Raw genomic sequence first — 15438 nt, forward strand, 5'->3', positions numbered from 1 at the left:
ATCCGGGAGTTCACAGTGAAATTTGGCATAAAATATCTGTTGGCGTTATTAATGCTGTTGAGCTTGTCGCTCAATGCGGCTCAATTGGCGATTGTGATCGATGACATCGGTTATCGTGCACACGAAGATAATGCCATTTTTGCACTGCCTTTAGCCGTTAATGTCGCCATTATTCCTTCCGCACCTTATGCGCAACAACGTGCCAAACAGGCTCACCAGCAAGGTCGTGATGCGTTAATCCATATGCCGATGCAACCTAAAAGCAATATAAAATTGGAAGCCAATGGGCTAGTACTTGGACTCACACCGGCTCAAGTTTCACATCGTATTGATTTAGCACAAAATATTGTTCCAAACGCCATTGGGATGAATAATCATATGGGCAGTGCCGCCACTTCCGACAGTGGTTTAATGCATATTCTAATGCAACAGTTAGCGCAAAGAGGGCTATCATTTCTCGACAGTAAAACCATAGGTAGCAGTGTTGCCGGTAAAATTGCCAAACAGTATGGTGTCAGTGCATTAGAGCGCAATATTTTCCTTGATGATAATAATGAATATGCCAATATCCGGCAGCAATTCCAGCAAGCTATTCAATATGCCAGAAAACATCAAACCGCTATTGTTATCGGGCACCCACGAAAAAATACCATTGCCGTGCTGCAACAGCAATTATCTCAGCTGCCGGCTGATATTGAATTAGTGAAAATCAGCCGGCTTTGGCAACAAGTGCCTCAATTACTACAACCGTTTAATTTCTGGTTTAGTGATCTTCCGGCGCCGACTTCACAACCGCCATTTCATTTTCAAGAAAACTTGCGTGGAATTCCGCAGTAAATTTAGGCTTAATCCTTGAAAATTCAGTCATATATTGTTACCGTTTACGCTATTTTAAGTCGTAATTTTATAATCCTTATTTGTTGGGTTAATGCTATCTAAAATAGAGATAGCCCTTAATATTAAGCGATTACTTTCGATAGTTAACAATAATCCAGAGGTTCGGTGATGATGAAATGGCAAAAAATAACTTTCTCTCTTACAATTTTATTTGCCGCACTATCCGCTTTTGCCGATAAACCGATAACCTTAAAAGTGGAAGGGATCAAAAATAAAGCCGCCTACAATAATGTGATGGTACATCTCTCCTCACTGAAAACGATTCCGGTAGAAAATTCGGATCGTTATTATTATTTGGCCAGTAAAACCATTGATGAAGCATTACGTGCTGTTGGTTATTTTAACAGCAAAATTGATTATCAATTTGTGCCTCAACCTAATGCGAAACAGGATCTTCTGATTGCCAGCGTTGCATTAGATGAACCGGTTAAAATTGCTGAAATTCAAGTGCAACTATTGGGTGATGCAGAAAAGGATGAGAATTTCCTTGCGTTACAAAAACAAGTGCCTAAATTAGGCACTGTCCTCAATCAAGGTGTTTATGATGATTACAAAGCGGAATTAGAAAAAGTGGCGCTTGCAAAAGGCTTTTTTGATTATCAATTTTTAACGCATCGTTTAGCCATTCTACCTTCTGCTCACGAAGCTTATTGGCAGCTGGCTTTCGACAGCGGTAAACGTTATCGCTACGGTAACATTCGTTTCCAAGGCTCACAAATTCGAGAAGATTATCTGCGTAATATTCTTGCCATTCAAAGCGGCGATCCCTATTTAATCAATGATCTTTCTGAATTAAGTACCGATCTCTCCGCCAGCAACTGGTTTAAATCCGTTTTGGTTCAACCTAACATTGATAAACAGAGCAAAAAAGTCGATCTTGATGTTTTAGTTCAGCCTCGTCTAAAAAATAGTTATGAGATCGGGATCGGTTACGGCACAGATGTGGGGCCGCGTTTACAATTCGGCTGGAATAAACCGTGGATTAACAGTCGGGGGCAAAGTTTTTCTTCCAATTTTTATATCTCCGACCCGAAAAAAACAATTGAGGCAACTTATAAAATTCCTCTGCTAAAACAACCGCTTAACTATTATTATGAAATTTCAACCGGTTATGAAGAGGAAAAGAAAAACGACACTGACACCTCCGGCTTAACCCTAGCTATTCTGCGTTATTGGAACCGAGAAACCGGTTGGCAAAACTCGTTTGGTGTAAGAGCACGTTATGATAACTTTACCCAAGCAAATGTTTCCAATCGCACTTTATTAATTTATCCAACTGCCGGCTTTAACCGTACTCGTGTTCGTGGTGGATTGTTCCCTTATTGGGGCGATTCACAGAAAATCACGCTTAACTGGGGAAATAAAGCTGTCGGTTCCGATGTCGATTTTTATTCAGCTATTGCCTCCACCTCTTGGATTCGAACTTATGCCGAAAATCATCGCTTTTTAACACGCGCAGAAATTGGCTATCTTTCAACCAATCAATTCGACAAAATTCCGCCGGCACTGCGTTTCTTTGCCGGTGGCGATAGAAGTATCCGCGGTTATGGTTACCATAAAATCTCACCGAAAGACAAAAATGGTGAATTAACGGGGGCAAATCGACTTTTTACCGCCAGCATCGAATATCAGTATCAGGTTAAACCAAAATGGTGGGGGGCTATTTTTTATGACACCGGTTTTGCTTCCGATCGTTTTGCTTTCAATGATTTACGCAAAGGTGCCGGCATCGGTGTACGCTGGAACTCGCCTATCGGTGCAGTCAAATTTGATATTGCGACCCCGATTAATGATAAAGACGACAGTAAAAATATCCAATTTTATATTGGCATAGGAGCAGAGTTGTGACAGATAATTCGAAACATTCCGAAACAGAAGCTAACAATAACGAACAAACTGCTTCAACTGCGATAAAGAAAAAACCGTTCGTTAAATTGATTAAATGGTCTGCAATCAGCCTGTGTGTGATTGTGATTTTACTGTTTACCACGATTGTCTCGTTGCTAAACAGTGAAACCTTGCAGCACAAACTGCTCGCACTGCTCGATCAGCAAATGGAACCGCTACAAATTGCGGAAGTAAAAGGGAATTTGCAGCAAGGATTAACATTATCCAACCTCACTTATCACGCTGACGGCATTGCGATTACCCTGCCAAAAACGCAGTTACAGCTGACAGCACAATGTTTATGGCGGATGACTGTTTGCATCAATCAGTTCAGCCTGCAACAGCCACAAATTACGATTGATACGGCATTGCTACCGCCGAGCGAACCGGATGACAATCAATCCAATAGTGGTTTTGCAATGCCGATTGGCTTAAATCTGCCACAAATTGAGATCAATCAACTTGCACTTAAAATCGACAATCGCTTGATCACACTCGATCATTTTTCTACCGGCTTGCAAGCAAACCGCAGTAACCATTTTCATCTGTTACCGACACAAATCAATGGTTTAAACGTTATCGAAACTGTGGAAAATCAGCTTTTGCAAAAATTGGAACAACTTGATGTTACAGATAAGCCAACGCAAGAAAAAGAAGTTGAAAAACCAATGGACTGGCAAGCATTAAAACAGGCTTTAAATCAGCCATTATTGGATAAAAAGCAAACACTAAAACTGCCTTTTAGTGTTGAAATCGATATCATTTCCGCCAAAAATTGGCTTTATCGCCAACAAAATGCCAAAGGAAAACCGTTATCGGAGCAGAAACTCAGTGAATTGATGTTGAAGGCAAACAGCGATGATCAACAATTCAATTTAGCTAAACTCTATTTACGCAGCACTATTGCCGATCTTGATGGTCAGGGGCAGCTACAATGGCGCGATCATTATCCGCTTCAATTCACGCTGAAAGGAGAATTTCATCAACAAAAAATCCGCGATGAAAAAGGTGAACAACACACATTTCCAAACAGCCATTTAACCGTCACTGCCGACGGTGAACTGTACGCTAAAACCAACATTAACGCCACTATTAGCGGTGTGGCGGATGCCTCGCTATCATCACAGCTTGAATTAACCGCAGCAAAAACACCGTTTAGCTTGGATTTAGTGATTCAACAGGCAAAATATCCGCTGTTCTTAAGTAAAAGCGAAAATCCGGCAACGGATCAGATCCGTTTAGTGAAAACGAAATTGAATGTTGTCGGTGATCTGTTGCACTATCAGGCGAATCTACAAGGCAACGTTGAGGGAATGCATTCGCCAACGGTTGATCTGGAATTGAACGGTGAGGGTTCGATTGGTGATTTTCGTATCCAATCCGCACATCTGTCCGGTTTAGGCGGCAGTGTTGATTTACAAGGTTACACCTCTTGGCAAAATGAGGTCATTTGGGATAGCCGGCTGCAATTAAAAAACCTTAATGTTTACCGCTATTTTCACAGTGTAGATTGGTTGGCAACCCTCTCCGGCGAGTTGGCTTCTTCCGGCAAAGTCGATGCTCAAGGCTGGCAAGTGGATATTCCGGTTATCAATCTCACCGGCAGTGCCAATAATCGCCCAATTAACATTCAAGGCGATCTTGCCCTCAGCAATCAAATTCCGCTTCTTAGTAAAGGATTTCAATTCGATTATGGGCAAAATCATCTCCTTTTAAAAGGCAAATTGGCGCAAGATTCACAATTTGATTTAACGCTTAATGCACCTGATTTTAGCGGACTTTATCGAAGTTTAGATCTTGCCGCACAAGGTGAGATCCGGATCAGCGGTGATATTCAGCAGCCGGAACTGGATCTCAACCTTGATATTGCGAAGCTCAACTTTGATACGCTTTTACTACAAAATGCTGATATCAAAGGTAAAATCCAAAGCGATCAACAAAATATTCGCGGCAATCTTGCGTTAAAACTGGCGCAATTTAAGTTGGGAGATGCCGTGCAACTGACGCAATTACAACTCAATGCTAAAGGTGATGAAAAAAATCATCAGCTCAATTTGCGTTCTCAAGGCAAACCGGCTGCGTTAAATGTTGATTTACAAGGTAGTTTTGATCGCAATGCCGAACGCTGGCAAGTCAATCTTAAAAACGGCAAAATCGACACACTCATCGGACAATTCAATGCCGATAAAACCATTAATGTCGATTACCTCAATCAAAAACAGCAGGCAACCATTTCCGCACATTGTTGGAATAACAGCAGTTTACCGCTCTGTTTTCCGCAAACCTTTACCGCTGGAGTGAACGGTCATCTTCCGTTTAAATTGCAACAGGCGGATTTACGCTTCCTAAAACCATTTCTTGGCGACAATACGCAGCTGAATTCTCGTTTCAATCTTGATGGTGAGGTAAATTGGTATCAGGATAAACCATTTGATGCCAAACTGAATTTAGACAGTAATAGATTGTCATTAGTGCAAAAACTGGATTATCGCCGTTTTGCATTGAATTTGGACAGAATATTGCTGAAAAGCACGATCAAAGATAACAATTTGAAACTGAACAGCGATATAAAAATTCGTAATAACGGCGAAATCAGTACCGAACTCACCTTAACCGATCTGTTGGACAGCAAAAAATTGGGCGGGAAGGTGCAATTCAAAGCCTTACAATTAGCACTGATTAAGCAGTTGTTAAATTCCGGCGATCAGCTTGACGGCAGAATTAATGCGGATTTGAGTCTGGCAGGAACGGCTTACTCACCACAATTACACGGCAGACTGGCATTGACGCAATTAACCAGTTCAATGCCGGCATTGCCGTTTAATATTAAGGATGGTTTTGCCAATCTGAACTTTAACGGCAACCGCTCCACAATGAAGGGTGAAATCATCACTCAAGAGGGTACATTGCACTTAAAAGGCGATAGCAGTTGGCAAATGTTAGATCACTGGCAAGCTAATTTAAGTGCGAAATCCGACGGACTGTCACTCAATATTCCAGAAATCGCAAAATTGACCGTAGTTCCCGATATTCATCTGCACGCGCAACCACAACACTTGAATATTGAAGGCAAAATCGATATACCTCGAGCTAATATTGACATTGAACAATTACCGGAAAGTGCGATTACAGTTAGCAGCGATGAAGTGATTTTAGAACAGAAACCTAAACTTTCTGCGGATCAGCGTTTAAATAGTTTCAATCAAAAAACAAATGCATTTTTATCCACTAATATTAATATCAGTTTAGGAGAACGCGTTTTAATCAAAGCTTACGGCTTAAAAAGCCGTTTGAGCGGTGTGCTCAATTTACGTCAACAAGATAACCAGCTCGGTCTTTATGGACAAATTAAGTTATTGAACGGGCGTTTTGCCTCTTATGGACAAGATTTGCTCGTGCGTAAAGGTGAAATTATCTTCTCTGGATTACCATCACAACCAACTTTAAATATTGAGGCAATTCGTAACCCAACCGCAATGGAAAATAGTAATATTACTGCAGGCATTCGTGTTACTGGTTTAGCAGAATCGCCTACCATTCAAGTATTCTCCGAACCATCAATGTCACAGGATAATGCGCTGTCCTATTTACTCACCGGAAGATCGCTCTCTTCTGACGGCGGCAACTCAGGTGCTTCGCTCGGTGCGGCACTCATCAGTATGAGCCTCTCGAAAACAGGTAAAGCGGTCGGGCAAATTGGAGAAACATTCGGTATCCGTAATTTAAACTTGGAAACTCAAGGGCTTGGCGACCAATCACAAGTGGTGGTGAGCGGTTATTTAACACCGCGTTTGCAGGTAAAATATGGGGTAGGATTATTTGAACCATTAGCTGAATTAACACTTCGCTATCGCTTATTACCGAAATTATATTTACAATCCGTATCAGGGACATCTCAAGCTGTTGATCTCTTATATCAATTTGAACGTTAAAGGATAGTTACTATGAAAGAAATTGCTGTCGTCGATCTTGGATCAAACAGTTTCCATATGATTGTTGCCCGTATTGTGAATGGTTCCATCCAGATACTTTCTCGTCTTAAGCAGAAAGTGCAATTAGCCGAAGGGCTCGATCAAAATCAAATTCTCAGTCAACAGGCAATGGATCGTGGCATTGCTTGTTTAGCACTTTTCTCTGAACGTTTACAAGGATTTCCGGCGGAAAATGTGCAAGTTATCGGCACCTATACTTTACGTCGAGCATTAAACAGTGATCAGTTCCTGCAACAGGCGGCTCGGGTTTTCCCTTATAAAATCAATATTATTTCCGGTCAACAAGAGGCGAAATTAATTTATGCCGGCGTGTCACATACACAACCTGAAAAAGGGCGAAAACTGGTGATTGATATTGGTGGCGGTTCGACAGAAATGGTGATTGGTGATGATTTCACTCCATTGATTGCCGAAAGTCGTCATATGGGTTGCGTCAGCTTTGCTAAACGTTTTTTTAAAGACGGTGTTATCAGCAAACAGCGTTTTCAACAGGCAAAACAGTGCGCGTTAGAAAAAATTGAGGATCTCGCTTGGGAATATCGCCAACTCGGCTGGGACTCAGCTCTCGGCTCATCCGGCACAATCAAAACCGTCAGTGAAGTGCTGTTGGCGCTGCATTTTAAAGATGGGCTGATTACGCTTGAACGTCTTAACGATCTGATTGATCGCACCCTTAAAGTTACTCATTTTACACAGCTGCATTTGCCGGGTCTGCACCACAATCGCATTGATGTTTTTGTGCCGGGGTTGGCAATTTTAGTCACCCTATTTGAAACGTTTCAAATTAAAAGTATGCGTTATTCCGATGGCGCAGTGCGTGAAGGCGTGATGTACAATTTTGAAGATAAATTCCGTGTCAGTAATATCCGCGAACGTACGGTAAACAGCCTCAACCAACAATTTAATCTGGATCGGCAACAAGCACAGCGGGTTTCAAAAACTGCACAAATGTTGGCAAAACAGTTTAAATTATGGAAAGAACCACAATACAGCGATGAAATGCAACAAATTTTATACTATGGCGCATTAACTCACGAAGTGGGGATCGTCATAAATCATCGTTACGTGCAAAAGCATTCAGCCTATATTTTACAAAACACCGAATTGCCCGGTTTTGATAATGAACAACAACGTTTGTTGGCGATTTTGGTGCGTTTTCATACCGGCACTTTCCGCATTGCGGATATTCCTGACTGCTATCGTTACAACAATGACGATGTGCTAGCACTGATTTTATTGTTACGCTTGACCGTTATTTTTAATAAAGCACGTCAAGCAACGGAACCGGCGGAAATCGGCTTGCAAAACAAAAACGCTCAACAGTGGCAATTAACTTTTCCTAAGCATTATCTTGAGCATAATCCACTGCTAAATAGCGATCTTCAACAAGAACAAAAATTCCTCGCCTCTTTGGGGATCATTTTTAATTATCAATAAAATATAAGGGTACTTTTCACTGATCTGTACCCTTATGCATTTCAATTCATCTGTGTCATAAAACAGTTAAACATCACACTGAATTATCTTTTTAATCTTGCCGGAATTGCCGGTGCAGTCAAACGAGATAATTCCGTCCCTTGCAAATCAATCGTACCAAATCGTGGATGCTGATTATTCCAATCATTAACTGCTTGTTCCAAATCTTCTACCTTGTCGGCAACAAAATTCCACCAAATCACGGTCGGGTGCGGCAACGGCTCACCGCCCAACAACATAATATGCGTTCCCTGTTCCGCCCACAGTGTTAATTCTTCTTGCGCCGCTGCACAATCGGATAAAATCGCAATTTCATCTTTGGCATAGCGTTCACCGTTAATTTTAATCGTGCCGTTTATCACCAAAATCGCATATTCAAATTTATCCTGACGCTCAATTTCAAAGGCTTGCGCCTGTTGAAAACGCATATCTACGCCCACTAACGGACTAAATTGACTGGTCGGTGCTTGACGACCTTGATAACTACCGGTTGTCAAAATGTAATCAATGCCCTGATCCGACCATTCCGGCAACTGCGGATAATGCTCAAAATTAGGCTCGATCTCTTGATTCATCGGCAAAGCAATCCATAACTGTACCGCGTGCAGATTTTTGACACCGGCTGGTGTCTGTTCGGTATGACTGATGCCACGCTGGTTACCGGTGCCGGCAGTCATCAAATTGACCTGTTTCGGACGAATTAATTGACGATTACCTAGGCTATCCTGATGCCAAACTTCCCCCTCCAACATCCACGTGAAAGTTTGTAAATTGGTATGCGGATGCAAACCGACTTGCATTCCTTTATTTTCTTGGCTAAATGTTGCCGGACCGGCGTGATCCAGAAAACACCACGCTCCTACGGTTCTATGCTTATTTTGAGGCAAAAGACGGGCGACAGGAATGCCGCCCACATCTTTGGTTTTCGCTAAAAATTTATCAACACTCATTTATTTTCTACCCATTGAAAGAAACGTTGTGCAAACTGTTTTAAGAAGTTGGTTGTGCGCTCATCCAGATCGAAACTCGCTTTACTCAAATAAACTTCGGGTTGAGCTAATACTTCAGCTCCAACAAAGGTTAGCACTTTTCTTAAATCCAATCCGGCATTAATGCCGCCGTAGACACCCGGAGAAGCGGTAACAATAGCGACTTTCTTATTTAACCAAACATTTTGTCCGTAAGGTCGAGTGGCAATATCAATCACATTTTTTAATGCGGCAGGAATGGTTCGATTATGTTCTGGAGACGCAATTAGAATAGCATCGGCACACTTTATCTGTTCTCTGATACGATTATAGGATGGAATGTCTATTTCATCTAAATCCTGACTATACAAGGGCAAATTACTAATATCAATCTCTTCAATTTGAACATTTTCCGGCGCACATTTTAAAATTTGCTCGGCAATATGCCGATTTAATGACTGTTTACTTAAACTTCCAACAATTAATGCAACCACGCTCATAAGATTTCTCCAATAAATGATTGAAATAAAAAAACAGGGTGCGTTCACACCCCGATATTAGATGATACAGAATACAGTTTAGTTTCTTTCAGAATCAAGTTGTTCATTATTATGTTCAATTTCACATACTTTTAAATATGATCTTTAGATTCACAAGCCCGACTCTATTGGTAACTCCGCTTTGCACCAAGCATCGAAGCCGCCACGAACACTGTAAACCTCATCAAAACCTTGCTTGACTAAAAATTGTGCCACATTACGGCTGCTGTTGCCGTGATAGCAAATGACGACGATCGGATCTTCAAAATCGCAGCGCTGGCAAAATTCACCATAACTTTGATTGGTTAAGTGAAAGGCAGCTTGCGGATGGCTATAAGCAAATCGCTGTATATCGCGCACATCGACCAGAAATGCCTGTCGATCCTGAACCAGCTGCCACGCGGTTTGTGCATCAATTTCTTTAAAAGTGTCTGCCATAAATCCTCCCATAAAAATGAGCCGATATTATACAGAGTTTCACTCGATTATTAACAATGTTACAACACAATTTTTCCCAGCGGATAATGCACCACTACCTGATTGCCGCTACATTGAATATTAAAAACAATGCCGTTTTGTTGTACGTTTTTTTCACAATTTTCACCGATGACTCTTAAATTCCATTGATTTTCAGCAATTTGCAAAGCTTGTGTCGCCTGCCACAAAATTGCTGTTTGCTGCTGTTGCCGCTTAATCCAATGCTGTGTCGACAGTAATAACAGTGACAAAAACATCAGCGTCACCAAGACATTGATAATCGCACTGCCTTTCAGATTATGTTGCGCCAAAATCACGCCAACCGCCCCTCATTTTCCAACTTGAATATCGTTTTGATAAATTCTGAATGATCTCTACATCAAAGACTATTTTGATATTTTCGCTATAACGCAATCCTCGTTCATAAATAATTGCACCAAAAATCGTACCTTGCCCTGAAATTTGTAAGTCATTGAGCGCAACAATCACACCATAAAAATCCTGATCTAACGTAATTTCATTCTGTTCTACCTTCCATATTTGCGGCTCAGTCGCTGAAGCGTTTTCTATCGATGGTGCAGACAGCGGATAATCGATATTAAAGTATTCTTTTAACGGCGAATTTAAGCTTTTTTTCGGTTCCTGCACAAAAATCTGTTGCCGTTCACAATCAATAAAATGACTTATGCCGCTACCATAAGAGTATTCTTCTGCGCTTAAACGTTCAGTATAATTTAATCTATCTGTATGATTAGATTGACAAAATGCAGCATATTGCTGTTGATATTGTTGATATAACTGTGCTTGCTGCAAGGCATAATCTTGTCTTACTGATAGATTTTGACGATAAAGCGATAAATCATCCTCCGTCACCAACAGCAGTAACAGCACAAGAGCGTTAATAAACAACAAGGTTAATAAATTGAGATAACCATTATGGTAATGCTGCATTTTGTACCTCATTGAGTAATGGCACTAATGCGGTGGCTTGATAAGCGATCTGTTTTTGCTCATTTAGATGCACTTTTAACGTTATCTGAATCCCTTTTTTCTCTGCTAACCAATTAAATTTCAACGTTTCCACTACATAACTTTCCGGCAGCAATTTATACCAACGTTTAGCAGTACAATTCGAATTATTGAGATGTCGTTGACACTCATCAGCTCTGCATTGTTCAACAAAACTGTTTTTATCCATAAACAACATTTCAATATTGTTATTACCGTAACGATAACCGAACAGCTCTTCGTCCAATCTGGAACTGCTGTTGCGTTCATTTTCAATACAGGCTTGATTGCGCCGCTGACTCCCGATACAACCATCCATATTCAGATCATAAAAAAACATAACACATTGAAAATAACCGGATTTTTCCTGATTTAACTGAATACTCTTACCCTCTATCTGAAACAATGCCAAATTATTTTCCCGTTTTGCTGCGTGATAGCCGGCACGGCGCAAATCTTTACTCATCAGCTGTAACGCTTTATGTACTTGATTTTGCAACTGTAACTGCTGTTGTTGTTGCTGGCGATATTGATAAACCATCATCAACAATGAAACCAATATGGATACAATTAACATCGAGATCATCAATACAATTAACATTTCGGGCAACGTTGCCCCGACAAAATAAGTCCTATGCTTAATTTTCATCTTCATATTTCAAACAGGCACTTTCTGATATGTTTTCATTGATTCTTACCTCACCGAGTCCGCTATATTTGAAAAATGCTCTTTGCTGACCTGCTTGCAATAGAAAACACTTATTTTTCATTGTGTTACGTTCCGGTTTAAAGGTCGTCAACGCTTTTGGATAATAATCTTTCGCGATAAAAGTGATACTTTGCGGTGAATGCGGCATATAGACCATTCTTTCCTGGTGTTTCTCGCAGCCTTGTAAATACAGACAATTACAAATTGCCGCACTTTTTGGTTGTGCGATTAAACACCAATTATTCACTGATTTATTGGCGATTAACTGCCAGCTCTCTAAAGAATGGTTGATACGTTGTTGTACTAAAGCTAAATAGTGCTGCAATCGATTCTGCTCGACATAAAGCAGAAATTGTTGCTGAATATTACGCCAATCAGGTGCAACCCATAACAACGACAAAGAGAGAATAAAGATCACGACTAACAATTCAATCAAAGTAAATCCCGGTTGATATTTAGACATTACAAAAATCCAAAACACTTTTTTGAATGAGATTAATCGTTTCTAATAACAATGAGAAAAAGAGTGCTTGTTTTTGCGATCAGGATCGAAAAAAAGAAAATTAAAATAAAAAAAGTGCCGCATCAGGTGCGGCACAATGGAGGATTAATCTAGAATTCTAAGATGAGAAGTTTTTTTCTGCGCTTGGCTTTGTTCTTTAGACTTCTCTTTATTTTCGTCAGGTGGCGTGTCTACAATATCGGCAAAACCAATCGGCTGATCATCATTGATTTCAGCGATTTCATATACTTCTTCATCTTCAAACATCACACCGTCGCCATTTTCACGCGCATAAATCGCTAACGCTGCCCCCAATGGAATCACAATATGCCGGATAACGCCATTAAATCTGGCACTAAAACGAATTTCCTCATTACCAAGTGAAAGATTACCTACCGCATTTGGCGATAAATTCAGCACAATCTGCCCATCTCTCACATATTCAACCGGCACATCAACGTGTGGATAATCCGCATTCACCACTAGATAAGGCGTAAGATCATTATCAACTAGCCAATCAAAATAGGCTCTGAGCAGATAAGGACGTTTCGGTGCTAATACTGTCATTATTTATCCTTATTTGTCATCCATAATATTTAACGCGCTGCTGTTGCCCAATGATTTAGCAAAGCTATCACGTGAGAACACTTTATTCATATAATTTTTAATGGCTTTGCTGCCGGCACCACTGAACTCAATGCCCAATAACTGAATGCGCCATAATAACGGTGCTAAATAGCAATCCACCAAACTGAATTCATTGCTCATAAAATATTCATATTGAGTAAAAATCGGCGCAACCGCTAATAATTCTTCACGTAGCTGCTTACGAGCAGCGATTGAGTCCGGATTGTTTTCATCCACCGCCTTCGCAAAAACAGGATACCAGTCATTTTCAATACGCTGCATTAGCAAACGACACTCGGCTCTTGCAACCGGATACACCGGCATCAAAGGCGGATGAGGGAAACGTTCATCCAGATATTCCATAATAATTCTAGAATTAAATAAAACTAAATCTCTATCCACTAAGGTCGGTAAACTTCCGGTTGGATTAAGTTCCAATAAATCTTCTGAAATTTCTCCCGGCTCGATATTTTCAGTTTCATAGGCGACGCCTTTTTCAGCCAACACAATTTTCACTTGGTGACAGTAAATATCGTTTTTGTCGGCAAAAAGTGTCATAATCGAACGTCTATTGGCTGCTATCGTCATTTATTCCTCCGCTAAAAAGTGGGTATAAGCCAGTTACCCGGATAATAATGTAAAAATTTGACCGGTAATTATAGCACATTTTGTCGTCATACTGTTATAAATTTAAAAAAATTGGATGTAACTATTTAATATATAAAGATTTATTTTGTAATCCCATACTGTCTTAGTTTATTGGCAACCGCAGTATGTGAGATACCTAAATGTTGCGCCAATTTTCTGGTACTTGGATATTCGGCATAAAATTTTTGCAAAATTGCCGCTTCAAAATGTCCCAGCATCTCTTCCAAAGTTGCTCCCTGCAACTGTTCAAGATTAAATTGAGAACACCATTGCTGTTGCAAATGCAATCCGCTAATCGTCAATTTTCCATTCTCCGCCAATGAACAGGCACGATATAAGGCATTATACAATTCACGCACATTCCCTGACCAAACATGTTTCTGTAAAAATGTAATAAAATCATTATCATAGTATGGCTGAGGAATGCCTAAACGGGCGGAAATCTGTTTCACAAATTGCTGTACCAAAAGAGGAATATCCTCTTGCCGCTCTCGTAGCGGTGGAATATTTAACGTCAGTACATTTAAACGGTGATAAAGATCTTCCCGTAATTTTCCTTGCTCAACATAAGCGGATAAAGGTTCTTGTGTAGTACAAATAACACGCACATTAACATAATGTTCCTGCTCCTCGCCCACTCGGCGAAAAGAACCATCATTCAAAAAGCGCAACAATTTAGCCTGCATCGGCAAAGAAAGTTCGGCAATATTATCCAACAACACCGTACCGTGATTCGCATACTCAAAAAAGCCAATGGTTTTATGCCCATTAGCGTTATAACCGAACATTTCGGCTTCGGCATCTTCCGGCGGCAAGCCGGCACAATTTACCGCAATAAATTGTTGATCTCGCCGATTTCCCAAGTGATGACACGCCTTTGCAATAAATTCCTTGCCTGTTCCGGTTTCACCTTGAATCAATAATGGTGCGTCAGAAAAAGCGAATTTTTTTGCCATCGAAACCATTTCTGCCATTCTTTTACTTTTTGCCACCACCTCATCAAAAGTATTGCTGTGATAAATATTGAATTGCTGGACATCAATACGCAACATATCAAAAGATTGTAACGTCACCACGCTGCCGATAAATTGTTGTTCATTTTCTGCCAAGGTTAACGGCAATAAATCAAAACGCCAATGTTGGTCATCCAGCTGAATATGATGAGAAATCGCTAACGGTGCGGAATATTGTTTTGACTGTTTTAAAAATGTTTGATACCAACTTGATTGTTGTAATGCCGGAATTGCATCAAGCAGAAATTGATCTTGTAATGAGCTGATCTTCGGCTTTTTTTCTTGTAGATAGGGTAACAATAATTGGGTGGCGTGCTGATTGGCAAACTCAATTTTCCCTGAAAAATCAATGGATAAGATCGGGTGAGGCAGAGCTTCAAACAATGCATTGAGTTCTATAGTTTTACGCTCGTAAGGCAAATAATCCAATTTTGTTACTGCCTTTACCCCATCAATTCGGCGTAATTTATCGCTAAGATAATCAATTTGAAAATTGGCAATTTTTTCAAATTTCAGATAAATAATTCCGTTCTGATCAATCTTTTTTAACTCAATGCCTTCTAAATTAATTTGCTCTTTAGCCAATAAATCCAGGACTTCTTTCGCCACCCCGATTCTATCAATGCAGGTTATCGCAAAACGCATCTTTTATCTCCTCATATTCGTATACTGACGGCTATAATACCCGATAGTTC

14 protein-coding genes and 1 pseudogene are annotated in these 15438 nt (G+C 40.4%); 4 read left to right on the forward strand and 11 right to left on the reverse strand.

Annotated elements, in window-relative coordinates; genetic code table 11:
- Positions 1-15 precede the first annotated feature (15 nt).
- The 4 genes from A3EO_RS0101575 to ppx all read left to right on the forward strand — a co-directional run bounded on the left by A3EO_RS0101575 (position 16) and on the right by ppx (position 8213).
- Positions 16-837 (forward strand): divergent polysaccharide deacetylase family protein, encoded by an 822-nt coding sequence (locus tag A3EO_RS0101575; protein WP_018345701.1) that lies wholly within the window; start codon positions 16-18, stop codon positions 835-837.
- 168 nt (positions 838-1005) lie between these two features.
- On the forward strand, positions 1006-2745 hold the full coding sequence (tamA, locus tag A3EO_RS0101580; RefSeq protein WP_018345702.1) for an autotransporter assembly complex protein TamA: 1740 nt from the start codon (positions 1006-1008) through the stop codon (positions 2743-2745).
- Complete coding sequence (tamB, locus tag A3EO_RS0101585) at positions 2742-6716, forward strand: autotransporter assembly complex protein TamB (protein ID WP_018345703.1); 3975 nt, start codon at positions 2742-2744, stop codon at positions 6714-6716. The genes tamA and tamB overlap by 4 nt, the downstream gene beginning before the upstream one ends.
- Positions 6717-6728: 12 nt before the next feature.
- The gene (ppx, locus tag A3EO_RS0101590; protein WP_018345704.1) at positions 6729-8213 is read left to right on the forward strand and encodes an exopolyphosphatase; all 1485 of its coding nucleotides are present in this window, start codon (positions 6729-6731) and stop codon (positions 8211-8213) included.
- An 83-nt stretch (positions 8214-8296) separates the two neighbouring features.
- Here ppx and A3EO_RS0101595 read toward each other — a convergent pair whose 3' ends face one another.
- The 11 genes and pseudogenes from A3EO_RS0101595 to A3EO_RS13875 all read right to left on the reverse strand — a co-directional run.
- Positions 8297-9202: a pirin family protein gene (locus A3EO_RS0101595; RefSeq protein WP_013745818.1), complete on the reverse strand. Its 906-nt coding sequence runs from the start codon at positions 9200-9202 to the stop codon at positions 8297-8299.
- Positions 9199-9720, reverse strand: a complete 522-nt coding sequence (locus A3EO_RS0101600; protein WP_018345705.1) for an NADPH-dependent FMN reductase — start codon at positions 9718-9720, stop codon at positions 9199-9201. Before A3EO_RS0101600 ends, A3EO_RS0101595 begins: the two co-directional genes overlap by 4 nt.
- Positions 9721-9870: 150 nt before the next feature.
- On the reverse strand, positions 9871-10197 hold the full coding sequence (glpE, locus tag A3EO_RS0101605) for a thiosulfate sulfurtransferase GlpE (protein WP_018345706.1): 327 nt from the start codon (positions 10195-10197) through the stop codon (positions 9871-9873).
- A gap of 59 nt (positions 10198-10256) precedes the next feature.
- On the reverse strand, positions 10257-10553 hold the full coding sequence (locus A3EO_RS0101610) for a DUF5374 domain-containing protein (protein ID WP_018345707.1): 297 nt from the start codon (positions 10551-10553) through the stop codon (positions 10257-10259).
- Positions 10534-11187 carry a DUF2572 family protein gene (locus tag A3EO_RS0101615; RefSeq protein WP_018345708.1) on the reverse strand — a complete coding sequence of 218 codons (654 nt, stop codon included), beginning with the start codon at positions 11185-11187 and terminating at the stop codon, positions 10534-10536. The genes A3EO_RS0101610 and A3EO_RS0101615 overlap by 20 nt, the downstream gene beginning before the upstream one ends.
- On the reverse strand, positions 11171-11899 hold the full coding sequence (locus A3EO_RS0101620; RefSeq protein ID WP_231113204.1) for a PulJ/GspJ family protein: 729 nt from the start codon (positions 11897-11899) through the stop codon (positions 11171-11173). The genes A3EO_RS0101615 and A3EO_RS0101620 overlap by 17 nt, the downstream gene beginning before the upstream one ends.
- Positions 11883-12416 (reverse strand): pilus assembly FimT family protein, encoded by a 534-nt coding sequence (locus A3EO_RS0101625; protein WP_018345710.1) that lies wholly within the window; start codon positions 12414-12416, stop codon positions 11883-11885. The genes A3EO_RS0101620 and A3EO_RS0101625 overlap by 17 nt, the downstream gene beginning before the upstream one ends.
- A 144-nt stretch (positions 12417-12560) precedes the next feature.
- Positions 12561-13022 carry a ClpXP protease specificity-enhancing factor gene (locus tag A3EO_RS0101630; protein ID WP_018345711.1) on the reverse strand — a complete coding sequence of 154 codons (462 nt, stop codon included), beginning with the start codon at positions 13020-13022 and terminating at the stop codon, positions 12561-12563.
- 9 nt (positions 13023-13031) lie between these two features.
- Positions 13032-13670 (reverse strand): stringent starvation protein SspA, encoded by a 639-nt coding sequence (gene sspA / locus A3EO_RS0101635; protein WP_013745826.1) that lies wholly within the window; start codon positions 13668-13670, stop codon positions 13032-13034.
- 140 nt (positions 13671-13810) lie between these two features.
- Positions 13811-14704, reverse strand: coding sequence for a sigma 54-interacting transcriptional regulator (locus A3EO_RS13600; protein WP_407919720.1), 894 nt, complete (start codon positions 14702-14704; stop codon positions 13811-13813).
- 342 nt (positions 14705-15046) lie between these two features.
- Positions 15047-15388, reverse strand: a pseudogene (locus A3EO_RS13875) (ACT domain-containing protein); the annotation flags it as partial.
- Positions 15389-15438 lie beyond the last annotated feature (50 nt).

The organism is Gallibacterium anatis DSM 16844 = F 149 (assembly GCF_000379785.1).
GTDB classification, from domain to species: Bacteria; Pseudomonadota; Gammaproteobacteria; order Enterobacterales; family Pasteurellaceae; genus Gallibacterium; species Gallibacterium anatis.

What these genes read in the sequence shown, in the direction of transcription:
- A3EO_RS0101625 (WP_018345710.1), bottom strand. Translation starts at nt 12,416, where the DNA reads ATGTCTAAATATCAACCGGGATTTACTTTGATTGAATTGTTAGTCGTG.
- A3EO_RS0101595 (WP_013745818.1), bottom strand. Translation starts at nt 9,202, where the DNA reads ATGAGTGTTGATAAATTTTTAGCGAAAACCAAAGATGTGGGCGGCATT.
- A3EO_RS0101620 (WP_231113204.1), bottom strand. Translation starts at nt 11,899, where the DNA reads ATGAAGATGAAAATTAAGCATAGGACTTATTTTGTCGGGGCAACGTTG.
- A3EO_RS0101600 (WP_018345705.1), bottom strand. Translation starts at nt 9,720, where the DNA reads ATGAGCGTGGTTGCATTAATTGTTGGAAGTTTAAGTAAACAGTCATTA.
- sspA (WP_013745826.1), bottom strand. Translation starts at nt 13,670, where the DNA reads ATGACGATAGCAGCCAATAGACGTTCGATTATGACACTTTTTGCCGAC.
- glpE (WP_018345706.1), bottom strand. Translation starts at nt 10,197, where the DNA reads ATGGCAGACACTTTTAAAGAAATTGATGCACAAACCGCGTGGCAGCTG.
- A3EO_RS0101630 (WP_018345711.1), bottom strand. Translation starts at nt 13,022, where the DNA reads ATGACAGTATTAGCACCGAAACGTCCTTATCTGCTCAGAGCCTATTTT.
- A3EO_RS13600 (WP_407919720.1), bottom strand. Translation starts at nt 14,704, where the DNA reads ATGGCAGAAATGGTTTCGATGGCAAAAAAATTCGCTTTTTCTGACGCA.
- tamA (WP_018345702.1), top strand. Translation starts at nt 1,006, where the DNA reads ATGATGAAATGGCAAAAAATAACTTTCTCTCTTACAATTTTATTTGCC.
- A3EO_RS0101615 (WP_018345708.1), bottom strand. Translation starts at nt 11,187, where the DNA reads ATGCAGCATTACCATAATGGTTATCTCAATTTATTAACCTTGTTGTTT.
- ppx (WP_018345704.1), top strand. Translation starts at nt 6,729, where the DNA reads ATGAAAGAAATTGCTGTCGTCGATCTTGGATCAAACAGTTTCCATATG.